The 15,596-nt window shown below is 55.0% G+C and carries 12 protein-coding genes; 10 read left to right on the top strand and 2 right to left on the bottom strand.

The genetic code is table 11. From position 1 onward, the window contains the following. Nucleotides 1-63: 63 nt before the first annotated feature. The 4 genes from rpoZ to JR346_RS05255 are packed head-to-tail and all read left to right on the top strand — an operon-like array spanning nt 64 to nt 5,148. Complete coding sequence (rpoZ, locus tag JR346_RS05240) at nt 64-453, top strand: DNA-directed RNA polymerase subunit omega (protein WP_240333873.1); 390 nt, start codon at nt 64-66, stop codon at nt 451-453. A 24-nt stretch (nt 454-477) separates the two neighbouring features. Next, nucleotides 478-1,731 carry a bifunctional phosphopantothenoylcysteine decarboxylase/phosphopantothenate--cysteine ligase CoaBC gene (coaBC, locus tag JR346_RS05245; RefSeq protein ID WP_205481873.1) on the top strand — a complete coding sequence of 418 codons (1,254 nt, stop codon included), beginning with the start codon at nt 478-480 and terminating at the stop codon, nt 1,729-1,731. Nucleotides 1,732-1,772: 41 nt separating this feature from the next. Next, nucleotides 1,773-2,978, top strand: coding sequence for a methionine adenosyltransferase (gene metK / locus JR346_RS05250; RefSeq protein ID WP_204875841.1), 1,206 nt, complete (start codon nt 1,773-1,775; stop codon nt 2,976-2,978). A 10-nt stretch (nt 2,979-2,988) separates the two neighbouring features. Continuing rightward, nucleotides 2,989-5,148 (top strand): primosomal protein N', encoded by a 2,160-nt coding sequence (locus tag JR346_RS05255; RefSeq protein ID WP_239478535.1) that lies wholly within the window; start codon nt 2,989-2,991, stop codon nt 5,146-5,148. Between the two features lie 9 nt (nt 5,149-5,157). Here the strand turns inward: JR346_RS05255 and JR346_RS05260 are convergent, their stop codons facing one another. Next, nucleotides 5,158-6,255 carry a glycosyltransferase family 1 protein gene (locus tag JR346_RS05260; protein ID WP_205481874.1) on the bottom strand — a complete coding sequence of 366 codons (1,098 nt, stop codon included), beginning with the start codon at nt 6,253-6,255 and terminating at the stop codon, nt 5,158-5,160. Further along, nucleotides 6,252-7,136 (bottom strand): alpha/beta fold hydrolase, encoded by an 885-nt coding sequence (locus tag JR346_RS05265; protein WP_205481875.1) that lies wholly within the window; start codon nt 7,134-7,136, stop codon nt 6,252-6,254. The genes JR346_RS05260 and JR346_RS05265 overlap by 4 nt, the downstream gene beginning before the upstream one ends. Before the next feature lie 319 nt (nt 7,137-7,455). On the opposite strand from JR346_RS05265, the gene leuS reads away from it, so the two are divergent. From leuS to holA, 6 genes are all read left to right on the top strand, one after another. After that, nucleotides 7,456-9,948: a leucine--tRNA ligase gene (leuS, locus tag JR346_RS05270; RefSeq protein WP_370592605.1), complete on the top strand. Its 2,493-nt coding sequence runs from the start codon at nt 7,456-7,458 to the stop codon at nt 9,946-9,948. Between the two features lie 152 nt (nt 9,949-10,100). Then, nucleotides 10,101-10,970, top strand: coding sequence for a DegV family protein (locus JR346_RS05275; RefSeq protein WP_204875847.1), 870 nt, complete (start codon nt 10,101-10,103; stop codon nt 10,968-10,970). Between the two features lie 175 nt (nt 10,971-11,145). Then, entirely contained in the window at nt 11,146-12,018 is an 873-nt protein-coding gene (locus JR346_RS05280; protein WP_204875849.1) for a helix-hairpin-helix domain-containing protein, read from the top strand. Next, complete coding sequence (locus JR346_RS05285; RefSeq protein WP_205481876.1) at nt 12,018-13,571, top strand: ComEC/Rec2 family competence protein; 1,554 nt, start codon at nt 12,018-12,020, stop codon at nt 13,569-13,571. The genes JR346_RS05280 and JR346_RS05285 overlap by 1 nt, the downstream gene beginning before the upstream one ends. Then, complete coding sequence (locus JR346_RS05290; RefSeq protein WP_205481877.1) at nt 13,568-14,497, top strand: ComEC/Rec2 family competence protein; 930 nt, start codon at nt 13,568-13,570, stop codon at nt 14,495-14,497. The genes JR346_RS05285 and JR346_RS05290 overlap by 4 nt, the downstream gene beginning before the upstream one ends. 72 nt (nt 14,498-14,569) lie before the next feature. Continuing rightward, a complete protein-coding gene (holA, locus tag JR346_RS05295) occupies nt 14,570-15,544 on the top strand; it encodes a DNA polymerase III subunit delta (RefSeq protein WP_240333874.1) in 975 nt (324 codons plus the stop codon). Nucleotides 15,545-15,596: the final 52 nt, after the last annotated feature.

Here is a 15,596-nt window from a genome sequence, read left to right on the forward strand (position 1 = left end):
CTTATGGAGTTCTTGAAAGAAGCGGTACTCACCGCATTTTTACCGACAATTTTTGGAGTTTTCGTGGCTACTGCTCACAACGAAGAAGGAATCATCAACCCCAGTGCTGATGCCCTGATTGAGAAGGCTGAATCAAAGTACGGTTTGGTGATTTTTGGTGCGCGTCGTGCTCGCCAGATCAACGCCTACTACTCGCAGCTTCACGACAATCTCTACGATTTTGTAGGTCCCTTGGTGGATAGTGAGCCTAACGAGAAGGCGCTGTCTGTTGCAATGCGCGAAATCAACGAGGGTTTGATTGAAGCTAACCACGTGACTGATTCAAAGTTTGATGAGAACGGTCAGATTATTCACGAAGCTATGAGCGCTGACTTCTTCCCCGGTGATGTATACGGTGAAGAATTTGTTGACGCACCGGTGGTTGAGTTCGTAGACGCACCGGAATCAGAATAATTTTCTGCTAGAGACATTACTTTTATGCGTATTGTCGTTGGTATCGGAGGGGGCATTGCTGCGTATAAGGCAACAATGCTCCTTCGTCTATTTTCTAAGGCGGGGCATGAGGTTATTGCGATGCCTACCGCTGCCGCCCTTGAGTTCGTGGGTAAGCCTACGCTTGAGGCACTCAGCAGCAATGAGGTGTCGGTCTCTGTTTTTGAGCGGGTGCCCCAGGTTAATCACGTTGCTCAGGCTGAGCAGTGCGATGCGGTAGTGATTGCCCCTGCAACCGCTGATCTCATGGCTCGGTTGGCGATCGGACGCGCGGATGACCTGCTCAGTGCCACCGTGCTAACCACTCACGCCCCGGTGATTCTTGCTCCAGCGATGCACACGCAGATGTGGGAGCACCCGGCAACAGTCAAGAACGTTGAGACGCTGAGGTATTTTGGCTATCACGTGATTGACCCCGCCGTGGGGCGTTTGACGGGCCCCGATTCGGGTGTGGGCAGAATGCCCGAACCCGAAGATATTTTCGCTCAGGCGCTGGAGATTATTAGTTCTGACGGAGGAGTGCTCGATGCCGCTGCCCCCGCTCAGCCTCAAGCCGGTGACCTGGCAGGACGGCGCGTCCTAGTCACCGCAGGAGGAACCCGTGAGCCGCTCGATCCCGTGAGGTTCTTGGGTAATCGTTCTTCTGGCAAACAGGGGGTTGCTATTGCACAAGCTGCGGTGGCGGCCGGTGCGCACGTCACCCTGATTGCCGCCCATATGGAGGTTGAGCCTCCAGCTGATGTGCGCGTCATCAAGGTGTCTACCGCCGATGAACTGCATCGCGAGGTGCTGGGAGAACTCAATACCTACGATGTGCTGGTCATGGCAGCGGCGGTTGCTGATTTTAAGCCCGCCCAGTTTGAGGCTTTCAAAATCAAGAAAACTGATGATCCTCACCAGGTACCGACCATAGAGCTGGTGCGTAACCCCGATATCCTCAAAGACGCGGTGGCACAGCGCGGCACAGGTTCTCTGCCTGCCACTATTGTGGGTTTTGCCGCTGAAACAGGGGATGCTACGACGTCAGCCCTCGAATTTGGACGAGCGAAACTTCAACGCAAGGGCTGCGATTTACTCGTGGTTAATGAGGTAGGCGAGACTAAAGGCTTCGGGCAAGATACCAACGAGATTTTCATTTTGAACCGCCGCACAGATGACGTTGTCAATGCCTCTGGCAGTAAGTATGACGTAGCGGTGACTCTCATGCGTAGTATTGCGCAACAACTCAATAATAATTAATCATTGCCCGCTTGACGGGTACGGAATGTACAGTGGTGAACGTGAGTAATAATCAGCATTTGCGCCTCTTTACCAGTGAGTCAGTCACTGAAGGCCACCCCGATAAAATTTGTGATCAGATTTCAGACGCCGTTCTTGACGGTCTGCTGACAGTAGACCCCACATCAAACGTCGCCGTTGAGACGATGGTGACCACTGGCCAGGTTATGGTTGCCGGTGAGGTAACCACTAAAGGTTACGTTGATATTCCCTCGATTGTGCGCAAGACAATCCTAGATATCGGCTATAACTCCTCAACCCACGGTTTTGACGGCCAGTTTTGCGGTGTCTCCGTCTCTATTGGCGAGCAGTCCCTAGATATCAACTCTGGCGTCTACAACTCCCTTGAGGTGCGCCAGAACACGGCGAAGGATGACTACGATACCCAGGGCGCTGGTGACCAGGGCATCATGTTCGGTTACGCATCGAATGAAACTGATGTCTTGATGCCAGCCCCCATTTGGGCAGCTCACCGCCTTTCGGAACAGCTGACCAAGGTGCGTAAAAACGGTACTCTTGAGGGTCTGCGTCCTGATGGTAAAACCCAGGTCACGTTGGCTTACGACTCCAATCACGTACCCGTTGCTATTGACACTGTGGTGGTTTCAACCCAGCACGCTGCCGACTACGACCTCAAAGACCTTGAAAACGACGTGCGTGAGCAGGTCATCTCACCGGTTCTTGCAGGCATTGACCTCGATAGCTCACAGGCAAAGTTCATCATTAACCCTGCCGGTCAGTTTGTGCAGGGCGGTCCCGTAGGCGATGCCGGCTTGACCGGTCGCAAAATCATCGTTGATACCTACGGCGGTATGGCACGTCACGGCGGCGGTGCTTTCTCGGGTAAAGACCCCTCGAAGGTTGACCGTTCAGCTGCCTACGCTATGCGTTGGGTTGCCAAAAACGTAGTTGCAGCAGGTCTCGCTGACCGCGCTGAGGTACAGGTTGCCTACGCTATCGGTCAGGCCGCACCGGTGGGTCTTTACGTTGAAACCTTCGATACCGAAAAAGTTGATCCGGTGAAAATTGAGAAGGCAATCCGCGAGGTCTTTGACCTGCGTCCGCTGGCGATTATCAACGAGCTCGATTTGCGCCGCCCCATCTACGCTAAGACGGCAGCGCACGGTCACTTTGGGCGCACAGAGCCAGAGTTCACCTGGGAGCGCACAAACCGCGTAGATGCTCTCACTCAGGCAGTCGGCGCATAAAATAGAACCCATGGGTTCACAGAAAAATTCAGGATCCCTGCAAACAGATCTGTTGCAGGGATTTCCTGAACTTAAAGCACCAGCACTTGACACCGAGGTTGAGTTGCCGGTGGCGCGCGTCCAGCTGGATTCGCATATACCCCACCTCGACCGGCTTTTCGATTACGAGGTGCCCGAACACCTAGATGCCAGCGCCACGGTGGGCGCGCGCGTCAAAGTTAAGTTCTCTGGGCGTGAGATGCAGGGTTTCATTCGAGAGCGTGTGGCTGAGTCTTCCGTCCCCACCCGCATCCTACCCTTGCGCACGGTTATTTCACCGGTGCCGGTAGTCGGTCCCGAAATTTTTGACTTGGCGGACGCGGTGGCTCAACGTTGCAGCGGTACGGTTGCCGATGTTCTGCGTTTGGCTGTGCCGCCACGGGTAGCGAGGGTCGAAGATTGCTTGATTGCTACCGCGCAGACAACCCCTGAAACTCACGAGAGCCAAGAAGCTGAGAGCGATTCTGAAGCTGAGACAGCGCCGCCCGCTACGGTGTTTGACCTAGATTCGCTCTGGCGCGAGCCAGCAGAAGTAACAGCCCCTGCTACCTCAGCTTTTGATGCTTACACTCACGGCACTGAGTTTATAGAAGATCTCGCTGCGGGTGCTTCAGCCCGGGCGGTGATGACCCTTTTACCTGCCACCGGTGAATATCGTTGGGAATATGCTATGGCACAAGCTCTGCTCACTGTTCGAGCAACAGGACGCGGTGCTATTGGCGTGGTGCCCGACCAAAAAACACTCGCCCGCTTAGAAGATGCGCTCGATAGTTTGGGTGCCTCTGAGCACTTTGTCCGCCTGACCGCAGCAGATAAGCCCTCTCAACGCTACGAGAACTTCTTGAAAGTGCTCACCGGGGAGGTGCGGTTAGTGGTGGGCACTCGCTCTGCCGCCTATGCACCGGTTCATAACCTGGGCTTTGTGGCATGCTGGGATGACGCCGACGCTAACTTTATTGAGCCGCGTGCGCCCTACTGCCATGCCCGCGACGTACTTTTACTGCGTGCTGCAGCCACTGATGCAGCCGCCTTATTTATGAGCTACTCCCTGAGCAGCGAAAGCGCACGGTTGGTACGCACCCGCTGGGCAACCTATGTGGGTGCTGAGCGTCCTGCCGTGCGTGAGGCAACCCCTCGCGTCCTTACTGTGGGCGATGATTACCAACTGGCAAAAGATCCTCTTGCCGCTATTGCCCGCATTCCGCAACTTGCCTATAATTTGGCTCGTTCCGCCCTTGAGACGGGCCCGGTGCTGGTGCAGGTGGCGCGCTCTGGGTACGTTCCCAATCTGGCCTGCCAGCGCTGCAGAATGCCGGTGCGCTGTACCCACTGTTACGGGCCGGTTGCCGTGGGCAAGCGCGGGGGAGCACCCGAGTGCTCGTGGTGCGGTCGTGGAGTTCACACATGGGCTTGTAACGAGTGCGGGTTCACCCAGTGGCGCATGAGCTCAGTGGGGGCATTGCGTACCGCCGAAGAGCTAGGCAGGGCATTTCCTCAAGTACCCGTGATTTCTTCAGCAGGAGAACACATCAAAGCTGAAATCGATGACGAGCCAGCCCTCGTGATCGCCACCCCCGGTGCCGAGCCAGTGGCACCAAAAGGTTATGCGGCCGCCCTCTTGTTGGACGCTGATCGCATGATTCAGCGAGACTCTCTGCGAGCACCCGAAGAAGCCCTGCGACGCTGGTTCAACGCTGCTGCCCTGGTGCGTCCTTTTTCTGAAGGCGGACGCGTGGTGTCTACCGCCAGCGATTCGGTGGCTTTGCAAGCACTGGTGCGGTGGGACCCGGTGGGCTTTGCGCTGGATGAACTTAACCAACGCGGGGAGCTGGGACTGCCACCTGCCATGCGGACGGCGGCGGTCACGGGTGAGCCAGCTGCGGTACACGCTTTCATGCAGTCCTTGAACATTCCTGAAGGTGTGAGAGTTGTGGGACCCACCCCTTTAGACGATCCACGAGGGTTCTACGAGGAAGAACCAGAGACTACGCTGGTACGCGCCATTCTCTTCTTCTCCTACAGCACGGCGACCATGGTGACCCCCATGCTCAGGTCAGCACGCGCGTCCGCCTCAGCTCTGAGGCTACACCCACCGGTGCAAATTCGCTGCGATGGGCTAGATATTCTCTAGTCCTTAGGGTTAGAGATCTTTGATAACTCGCAATAGCGTCAGCGCTGAATTCTGCCAGGAATAAGCCGCTGCGTCCTCTAAACCATTAAGAACCTGCGTGCTTTGAATATCGGTGTCTTCTAGCCAGCGCACATGCTGGGCAAAATCTTCGGGCTGATCGGCGGCAGCGAAGAAAGCGTGCGGAGCTATTTCCCTGAAAATGGGAATATCAGAAATAACGACAGGGCAACCAGCCGCCAGGGCTTCTACCACCGGCAGACCGTAGCCCTCGGCATGGGAGGCGGTGAGCAGGGCTGCCGCAGACGATAGCATATACCGGTAATCGCTCTCATCCACACCGTTATGAAAGGTGACGTTGGTGCCAGCCAGAGCACTCAGATGCATATGGTCTGCGCTATTAATCTTCGAGAGCAAATGCAGCTGATAGTCCGGCAGCAACTTCATTGCTTCCACCAAAGTTTCTACCCCCTTATAGGGCATAAAAGACCCCATGTAGAGCAGGTGCTTAGTGCGTCGTTCAGCCCGTTCGATGGCGGTGTCAGCACCGATGATAGAACCGGGCTGCGGAGCGTTAGGCACAATATGAACCGGTCGCTTTGTCAGCTTGTGCTCAGCGATCTGAGCTGCCGTGGTCTGGCTGACCGTTACCACCGCATCTGCCCGGTTAAGCAGCTTACGCTGCGGTTCAAAAGAAGTGTGGAAAGCACGCCAGCCCCAGCGAACGGTCATCGGTAGAAAACTGGGAGGAGTCGGGTAATCGTAGTAAATCAAATCGTGCAGGGTCAGCAGCAGCTTAAATTTACGCCCCACAGAACCAATAGTTTGCATGGGGGAAAATACGACATCGGGAGAGAACTTGTTAAGCTGACGCGCCGCTAAAAGCTCTAAAGAGCCGGTGGGTGAGCAAATTTTAACGTGCGGTACATCAGGGAGCATCTTCAACTGCGCCGGATCAGAAATCGCCATAACCAGCTCAAAACCGGCAGGGACCTCTGGGTGTTTTGTATCAACCAGATTCTTGAGCGCATCAATGAGGGACGCTGTATAGCGAGAAATCCCGTCATGGTAGTCAGTGCGGGTATAGCGGGCGTCAATAATGAGCTTCACAGCGCGTCCTTCACAAAATCTTTAATCAGAGTTGCCGCCCGTTGGGGGGTCTCATAGTGAATAAGATGACCTACCCGTTCAATGACGTCCATGCGGCCAAGGTTTAAAGAAGTGTACATGGCGAGTGCTGTCGCAAGCGAACCTAAATCATCATCTTCTGCGACAATCATCTGAGTGGGCATCGGAACGGCAGGGGCATAGTAGGCAGCGGTTTCGCTGATGGACGCTCGATACGCCTCTAGGACTGTGGCGCGGCTGCTGAAAGAGCCAAAGTGAGCATCGTGTTGGGCATCAATGAAATCGCGTAGCTCGGGGTTTTTGGTACGCATCATAAATCGGCTGGACGCGCGGGTTACAGGTGCCAGCCGTAGCCAACCGAACCCCAGTTTTTCGGGAAGACGCGCGCCTACGCTGTAGTAGCTTGACGCAAGAACAGAGACAACCTTTTGTTGCCCTTCGAGCGCAGGTTCAGAAATCGGGTTGATGAGACTCAGTTTCTTGGCGATGCCAGGGCGACTTGCTGCGGCATAGGTACACACGATAGAGCCAAAAGAATGCCCCACCAAAACCTGCGGCGGTGAGCTCAAAGTGGCGATGAACTCCACCAACCAGCTAGCGTATGTTGAAATAGAATGCTGAGCGTTGGGAATGGACTCACTCACCCCAAAACCGGGCAGATCAGGTATCACAACGTGAAAACTCTGAGAGAGTTTCTGAGCAATGAGTTCTAGCCCGTGGTGATCGCCGCGAAAGCCGTGTACCAGCACCGCCAGCGGGTTCTTTTCGCTACCATAGACCCAGTAGTGGGTTTCAGACCCCAAGACCTGCACGCTGCGCTGACTACCGCGGTCTATTGACTGCATAACCGGTTCGAAAACCACGGGTGCCTCCTTGGCGAGAAACCTTGTCTCTAAAAAATAGGCGCAAGCGAACTCAACTGCGCACGAGTACAAAGCATCAGTTTACTCGCAAACCACGAGCTACCGGCAGCGGGGCGCAAACGTTTAGTGTACTGATGCACTGAGGTATCTGTGGTCTACCTCGTGAGAAGATATTTAGTTCCTGCTCGCCCGAACACGATAGACTATAACCACTTCATAAAAGCCCCGGTTGGGTAGCACTGTGCTTTCTATCTCGATAGACGGTCAGTCCTACATTTTTCAACACGGGATTTGATGACACACAACGTATATGTAAGGAATTGCCTTGTCTCACGAGACAGAAATGAACGGCCCCTCCTACGACTTCAAGACTATTGAAGCGAAGTGGCAGCCCTACTGGGAAGAAACCGGTGTCTACGCACCCACCAATGACCCCGCCAAAGAGAACCGCTACGTGCTCGATATGTTCCCCTATCCCTCGGGTGACCTGCATATGGGGCACGCTGAGGCATTCGTTATTGGCGACGTCAACGCTCGTTTCTGGCGTCAGCAGGGCATGGATGTTCTGCACCCCATTGGTTGGGACTCCTTCGGTTTGCCCGCAGAAAACGCGGCAATCAAGAACAACACCCACCCCAAAGAGTGGACCTACAAGAACATTGAGACCCAAGCTAACTCCTTCAAACGCTACGGTATCGCCGTTGACTGGGACCGCCGCCTGCACACCTCAGATCCCGAGTACTACAAGTGGACGCAGTGGCTCTTTCAGCAGTTCTACAAAAAGGGCCTAGCTTACCGTAAGTTCTCCAAAGTGAACTGGTGCCCCAAAGACCAGACCGTTCTTGCTAACGAGCAGGTCGTTAACGGCGAGTGCGAGCGCTGCGGCACCGCCGTAACCAAAAAAGATTTGAACCAGTGGTATTTCAAGATCACTGAGTACGCCCAGCAGCTGCTGGACGATATGAAGGAGCTCGAAGGTCACTGGCCTGAGCGCGTCCTTGCTATGCAGAAAAACTGGATTGGTCGCTCAAGCGGTGCCGAGGTGAACTTTGTGGTTGCTGCCGGTGGTGGCAAAGAAGAAACCAGTATTCCGGTGTTTACTACCCGCCCCGATACTCTCTACGGCGCAACCTTCTTTGTGGTGGCAGCGGACTCTCAGCTAGCACTGGACTTGGTGGCTGAAGACCAGCAGGACGCTTTGGAGACTTATCGCGAAGAGATTAAGGCGCTCAGCGATATTGAGCGTCAGTCAACTGAACGCGAGAAAACCGGTGTCTTTACCGGTCGTTACGCCGTTAACCCGCTGACCGGTGCTGAATTGCCGATTTGGGCTTCTGACTACGTGCTGGCTGACTACGGTACCGGCGCTATTATGGCTGTGCCCGCCCACGATCAGCGTGACCTGGATTTCGCGAAGAAGTTTGATATTCCGGTGATGAGTGTTCTCGATACTGGTGAAGACGATCCGGCAGAGACCGGTGTTGCTACTGCCGGTGAAGGTACGCTCATCAACTCTGGTGAGCTTACCGGTCTGTCAAAGGCTGAGGGTATTGCCAAGGCTATTGAAATCATCGAAGCTGCAGGCACTGGCGAGGGTAAAACCATCTACCGTCTGCGCGACTGGTTGCTCTCACGCCAGCGTTTCTGGGGCACACCCATTCCCGTAATCCACTGTGAAAAGTGCGGCGAAGTGCTGGTGCCCGAAGAACAGCTGCCTGTGTTGCTTCCCGATAACCTCAAGGGCGAAGATTTGGCGCCCAAGGGTCAGTCTCCTTTGGCGGCAGCTACCAACTGGAACAATGTGGAATGCCCCGAATGCGGCGGCGAAGCCAAGCGCGACTCGGACACCATGGACACCTTCGTGGATTCCTCCTGGTACTTCTTGCGTTACGTTTCACCCGGTTATGACCAGGCTCCCTTCGATCCCGAGCAGATGAAAAAGTGGGGGCAGGTCGATATGTACGTGGGCGGTGTAGAACACGCTATCTTGCACCTACTCTATGCACGATTCTTCACCAAGGTCATTCGCGATTTGGGTCTAATTGAACACGGTGAACCCTTCAAGGCACTGATGAACCAGGGGCAGGTACTCAACCAGGGCAAGGCAATGTCTAAGTCTTTGGGCAACGGTGTTGACTTGGGTGAACAGCTCGATATCTTCGGCGTGGATGCGGTACGTACCACCATGGTGTTCGCGTCCCCGCCCGAAGATGATGTCGACTGGGCAGATGTTTCCCCCGGCGGTGCGTCCAAGTTTTTGGCGCGTGCCTGGCGCATTGCCAGCGATGTCACTAGCGAGATGGGGGCGGACGCGTCCACCGGTGATGTTGCCCTGCGTCGCATTACCCACCGCACCCTCAATGACGCTGCTCAGCTGGTTGAAAGCGGTAAGTTCAACGTGGTGGTTGCTAAGACCATGGAACTGGTGAACGCTACTCGTAAAACCATCGACTCGGGTGCCGGCGCAGCGGATCCGGCAGTACGTGAAGCTGCTGAGGCTCTAGCGATTCTGCTTTCTCTCTACGCACCGTATGTTGCAGAAGATATGTGGCATACTCTAGGCTATGACGCTCCCGTGCTCACTGCTGGCTGGCCCACCGTTGACCCCGCTTTGCTGGTTGATGATACTGTCACCGCCGTGGTGCAGGTCAAGGGCAAGGTCAAAGACCGCCTAGAGGTTGCTAAAGATATCTCCGCCGCTGACCTTGAGAAGCTGGCGCTGGGATCTGAGACGATTCAGAAGGCGCTGGCTGGAGCAGAGATTCGCAAGGTGATTGTTCGTGAACCCAAGCTCGTGAACATTGTGATTTAGTCACCTGCTATCAAAAACAGTAAGGAGGGGCAGAATCTGTGCTATAAGGCAGGTTCTGCCTCTGCTGTGTACTGGGGCGCTGGTTCTTGCTCATATCGAGGTTACGGGTAGTGAGGGAGGCAGGTAACTGGCAACCATCTTAGAATAGTTCTATGCCTAAGATCGCCGTTGTTACCGATACCGCCTGCGCACTACCGTCTGAGACTGTGCAGGAGTTTACTGCCAGCGGGAGGTTTGCACAGGTTCCCTTGCCGGTGAGTGTTGGCGGTGCAACGGTTGCGGAGGCTGATACTTCTGAGCGCATCACCCTCGCCCACATTCAGGGGGAACCTGTCACCACCTCAGCACCGGGGCTGGGCGCTCTCCTCCGAATCTATGAAGATTTTGAGGCACAGGGATTCGATGCCATCTTTTCGGTGCATCTTTCGGGCGAGCTTTCGAGTACCGTTCAGGTTGCCCACACAGCTGCACGCAACATGAAAATTCCCGTCTACGTCATTGATACTCGTACCGTGGCAATGGCTCAGGGGCTGGTGGTTGAGCAGCTGATGCGCGCCAGCGCCCTGGGGCTAGAGGCACCCGTACTTGCTGAGTACGCTATGGACGTTGCCGATAACACCCGTCTCTTCTTTTACGTACCCACCCTCGAAGCACTGCGACGGGGCGGACGTATACACCCCGCTCTCGCGACCGTGGGGCAGATGTTCCAAATTAGACCGGTGGCAACGGTGGACGACGGCAAGCTGGTCTATCTTGAACGCCCCCGCACCATCGCCCGTGCTAAAGCCTCTTTAGTACACTATATTCAGCGCGAATCGCAGCGTCCCCGAGATTTCTGGATGCCTGAGGAAGGTCTACTAGCACCAAAAGGCAAAGTTGTCGCTGTTCACTACAGCGGAAATACAGCTGAAGCACACCGGTTTGTCGAAGAACTTAACGCGCCCCAGGCAACCGTTACTCCGCTGCCAGATGTTCTGGCGGCACATACCGGGGTGGGCGTGCTTGCTGCGGTCACTTACTAAGCCGCGTATCTTTCAGCTTGAGAGAAAATGGGGGTGAATTTTCCACAGTAAAAAATTGTGGACACACAGCAATTGTGGACACCCACAGGTGTGGATACTACCGTTTAGAGGCGGGGTATCCACAGATTTTCAGCTTTCTCTGGGCACACCGAGAATCTAGATTTATTCTGGGGGCATGAACCAAGAACCCCTAGAACCTCACGACTCCACGGACGCGGTCGCACAGCTGCTTGCTAGACGGCGGCAAGCTGCGGGGCGCGTCCGCCCGGACTTCACCGGGTCTCGCAGCGCCCACCACTATGAACAGCTCGCCGACTCAGAAGAGGGCATTCAACCTCAACCACTGCGACGTAGCGTAGTGCGCTGGCGACCGCCGGCACTTCCAAAAGTGCTCATTGGTTCAGTGGTGGCAATCAGTGCGGTAATTATTGGTTTTACTCTCAGCACCCCGGAAGATTCTCAGTCGGTATCCCTCACGCAGCAGGTATTAGAGACCCAACCACCTTCAACAGGTGATGTGATGAGATCTACTTCGGAACCTGACCCTGCCACCGCCGAGAGGGGAAACTCTGCCCAGCTTGTGCAATCTGGCGAACAACCCCTACTAGTACACGTCACAGGTGCGGTGAACTCTCCGGGGGTTTTTGAGCTACCAGCTGGTGCTCGTGCTATCGAGGCAGTGGAGAAAGCCGGGGGAGTAACCTCTGAGGCTGATACCTCAACGGTTAATTTGGCTGCTCCGCTGACCGATGGAACTCAGCTTTATGTTCCGGTAATCGGTGAGCAGGCGCGTCCTGAGCAGCCCGTTTCTGCCAAGGTGCCCGAAACAAGGAACACCAATTCAGCTGCTGTTGGGCAGAAAATTAATATCAACACAGCTACCAGTGAAGAGCTGCAAACCCTGCCCAGCGTGGGACCATCCACCGCCCAAAAGATTATTGACTGGCGGCAAGCCAACGGCAGTTTTCAGCTGCCCGAAGAACTAGACCAGGTTAGCGGCATAGGGCCCGCGACGCTAGAACGCCTACTGCCGCTGGTGACCGTCTGATGTTCGCCCTCACATCTGCCCCATCTAAAGCTCGGAGCAAGAACGAACATGCCCGCGCTAAACCGCGAATCATTGACGTACGGCTGGTACCCGCTGCCCTGAGCGTATGGCTGGCAACTGCAATGGTGCTTGCACGCCCGCAGCTGGTTGTTTTTCTAGTAGTTGTGACTGCTCTGAGCGCAGCTGCCGGAATGGCGCACGGTGTACCGGTCACCATTACGTTTGCAGGTCTGCTGACGCTGGTGCAGCTTGCCCTTCTGAGCGTCAACGGCACCGTGGCAGATGCACGCCACCTTCAGGCGGCACACGGCGAGCTGGTACGAATCGAGGGTGTCGTAACAGCCAGCGAACACGTCAATCATTCTGCGCGAACTACCGTGCAAGTTCTAGCCTTACACCGCGGGCAGCACCTTCACGCCCCGCACCGCGAAATTTCTTTGACGGTCTTCACCCCACAGATCCTTCCCCAAGCCCAGAAAGTGAAGCTCACCGGAGTCTTAGAGATCCAAGGTTCCTACCTCAGGTTAAGCTCTGCAACGGCTGTGCCCCTCGCTTCATGGAGCGGTGTAGCACTGGGCAAGCAGGTACAGAATCCCATCGACCGTTGGCGTAACACAATGCGAGAAACAACCCGTCATCAGGTATCAAGCATTCTTAACGATGACCAAACGGCTCTCGTCTTGGGCATGACGTACGGCGATGACGCAGGCATGCGCGAGAAAACCAAGACCAGTTTTCAACAGGCTGGGCTCACTCACCTCACCGCTGTCTCTGGAGCAAATATTACCCTCATGTTCTTATTGGGGTACAGACTGCTGCAGTGGCTAAGAGCTGGCAGAAGTTTCTGCATCGTTGCCGGCGTGACGGTGATTATCGCTTACGTCCTGATGGTGGGGCATGAGCCTTCAGCCCTGCGGGCTCTCACGATGGGTCTCTTAGGAGCTAGCGCCATGCTTTTGGGCACAGGACGCTACTCACTGCCTTTATTATCAAGCGCTGTTATCATCAGCTTAGTAGCCCGTGCTGATTATGCCCTCAACTTTGGTTTTGCTCTTTCTGTCAGTGCTACTGCCGCGCTGATTCTGCTGGCACCGGCTCTGGCTCGGCACATGGCAACCGTGCTACCGCTGGTGGTAGCTGAAGTGATAGCAATTCCTGTGGCAGCAGGGCTGTGGTGCCTACCCCTTCTCGTTCTCATGGTAGGAGAAATCCAAACATATACCGTCCTTGCCAATGTACTGGCAACGCCGCTGGTAGCTCCCGTGACAGTTCTGGGCATCGTAATTGTGGTGCTTACTCCCGGTGCTGCATCACCGGCTGTTAGCTTTATCGTTGACGGTTGCTCAACCGCAGCGGGAGCGCTGGTACAACTCCTGATTAACATCGCTACCGCTACTTCAGCGCTACCTTCTAGCAGCATTTCTGTTGAACCAAGCGTCCTGAACATCGCCCTTATCTTTGCAGCAGTGGCTGCTCTGAGTGCCCTCGTGATAGTCAGTGATTGGCGAACTGGTGCTCGCGTTTACCTCAGCAGTAATCGGGGGCAGCTATGAAATCCACCAACGGTGGTGCAAAGAACCACCGCCTCAAAACCACTGTGATTCTGTGGACGATTGCAGCCGTCGTAGGTATCATCGCTGGCTTGCATTTTGGCGGCAAACACCATCTGGTACCTCCTCAATGGGCGGTAATAACGTGCGATGTAGGGCAGGGGAGCGCAGCGCTACTACGCACCGATGACAATAGCGCGGTGCTCATTGATACGGGGGACTCTCCGGACGCGCTCACCGACTGCCTGCGCTATGCCGGGGTAGAACGTATTGATGCTGTGATACTGACCCATAACCACAGTGACCATGTGGGGGCTCTCTCGGCTCTTCCTAGGGAGCTGCCCCTCTATACTTCAAAAGTTTTTGGCACATCATCAAGAGCAGCTATTCACCTGGCAGCGGGAGATACTCTTAGCTGGCAGGGGAGCGCTTGCCAGCTAACGACTCGCATCCTAGCGCCGTTTGGAGGTCAGGAGCCTGCAGCGAACGCTCAATCTGACCGATTGTCTTCTCAGCCCTACCGGGCACGAAGAGAGGGCAGAGGTGATTCTGCCAGCGAAAATAATGCGTCACTCGTGAGCCACACTGAGCTGATGTGCGCTGGCAGTGACCCACTGACCTACCTTGCACCGGGTGATCTCGAAGAAGAAGGCGTCAGACGGCTGCTGGCAACGTCAGGCGATCTTTCGGCTGATGTGGTGGCAGTACCCCACCACGGTTCTAAGGGCTCGGGAACGGCACTCTACCGAAAAGTTCAACCTACAGTAGCCCTTATTTCTGCGGGAACTCATAATGACTACGGGCACCCGCACCGAGAGATTACCGACCACCTTACAGCAGGAGGTGTCGCCCTGTACAACACTGCCCACCATGGGCACATTGCCCTCTACCGTGATACTGACCAAGTGCGTCTACACACCTCTAAGTAGCCCGAAACTGCGTGCGACCTATATGCTTGGATGAGCAGAATCTGGCACGTAGCTCAAGGCGAGGAGTCTTCAATGGCACGTAGCACCGCAGCACCAACCCACGCTTGGCGTACAATAGCACCGGCGCCCGTAGTAATGCTTTATGGCTCTGAAGAGTACTTCACGCAGAAAGCCAAAGAGAAAATCCGAGCTGACTTCCGTGCCGCCCATGACGACGTAGAAATCATTTCTCTCTCTGCCAGTACCTACACTAGCGGTCAGCTCATTGCAGAGACTAGCCCCTCACTTTTCGGTGGGGCGAAGATTGTTGAGGTTGATGGGTTAGCTTCGATGAATGATGATTTTCTGCCCGATGCGTTGAACTACTTGGCATCACCTGATCCTGAGTCGGTGGTAGTTTTCTCTCACGCAGGGGGTAACAAGGGTAAAAAACTGCTCGACACCTTCAAAAAGAGCCCTTTTCCTTTTATCGAGACCAAGCCCCTCAAAAGCGATAAAGATAAACAAGACTTTGTATTTTTTACGGTAAAAAGTGCCGGGCGCCAGATTGCCCCAGAAGCTGTACGCACCCTTGTAGCTGCAGCTGGTAGCGATGTCGCTGAACTCGCCTCAGCCTGCAGGCAGCTCATCGATGATTCTGCCGGTGCTATAACCCTTGAACTTGTTGAAAAATACTACGGTGATCGTGTAGAAGTGACAGCTTTCAAGGTAGCGGATGCAGCCGTTTCGGCTCAACCTGCTCTTGCTCTCAAACTCCTGCGAAATGCTTTAGATTCAGGTGCTGAACCTATTCCGCTAGTCGGGGCTCTCGCCCTAAAAATGCGTAATATCGCCAAAGTACACGGTTCTTCAGGACGCGTGGAGGGCATGGCACCCTGGCAGGCTCAGCAAGCACAGCGTGACTCTCGAAGGTTCTCCGCCGCAGACCTTGCCCATATCTTTAGCGTGCTAGCTGATGCCGATGCAGCTCTCAAAGGAGAAGCTGCGGATTCTCTCTATCCCCTAGAAAAAGCTGTGTTAGCAATAGCTCGCGCCGGACGTTCGTGAATCTTAGATACCAGTGGCTGCGTCCCGCATAATCTTACCTGCAAACATAGGG

The sequence above is a fragment of the Rothia sp. ZJ932 genome (genome assembly GCF_016924835.1).
In the GTDB taxonomy this organism is placed as follows: domain Bacteria; phylum Actinomycetota; class Actinomycetes; order Actinomycetales; family Micrococcaceae; genus Rothia.

Bases quoted from the DNA above. Each gene is read 5' to 3' on its own strand.
- JR346_RS05280 (WP_204875849.1), top strand. From the start codon at position 11,146: ATGAACCAAGAACCCCTAGAACCTCACGACTCCACGGACGCGGTCGCA.
- JR346_RS05255 (WP_239478535.1), top strand. From the start codon at position 2,989: ATGGGTTCACAGAAAAATTCAGGATCCCTGCAAACAGATCTGTTGCAG.
- JR346_RS05285 (WP_205481876.1), top strand. From the start codon at position 12,018: ATGTTCGCCCTCACATCTGCCCCATCTAAAGCTCGGAGCAAGAACGAA.
- holA (WP_240333874.1), top strand. From the start codon at position 14,570: ATGGCACGTAGCACCGCAGCACCAACCCACGCTTGGCGTACAATAGCA.
- JR346_RS05290 (WP_205481877.1), top strand. From the start codon at position 13,568: ATGAAATCCACCAACGGTGGTGCAAAGAACCACCGCCTCAAAACCACT.
- JR346_RS05275 (WP_204875847.1), top strand. From the start codon at position 10,101: ATGCCTAAGATCGCCGTTGTTACCGATACCGCCTGCGCACTACCGTCT.
- coaBC (WP_205481873.1), top strand. From the start codon at position 478: ATGCGTATTGTCGTTGGTATCGGAGGGGGCATTGCTGCGTATAAGGCA.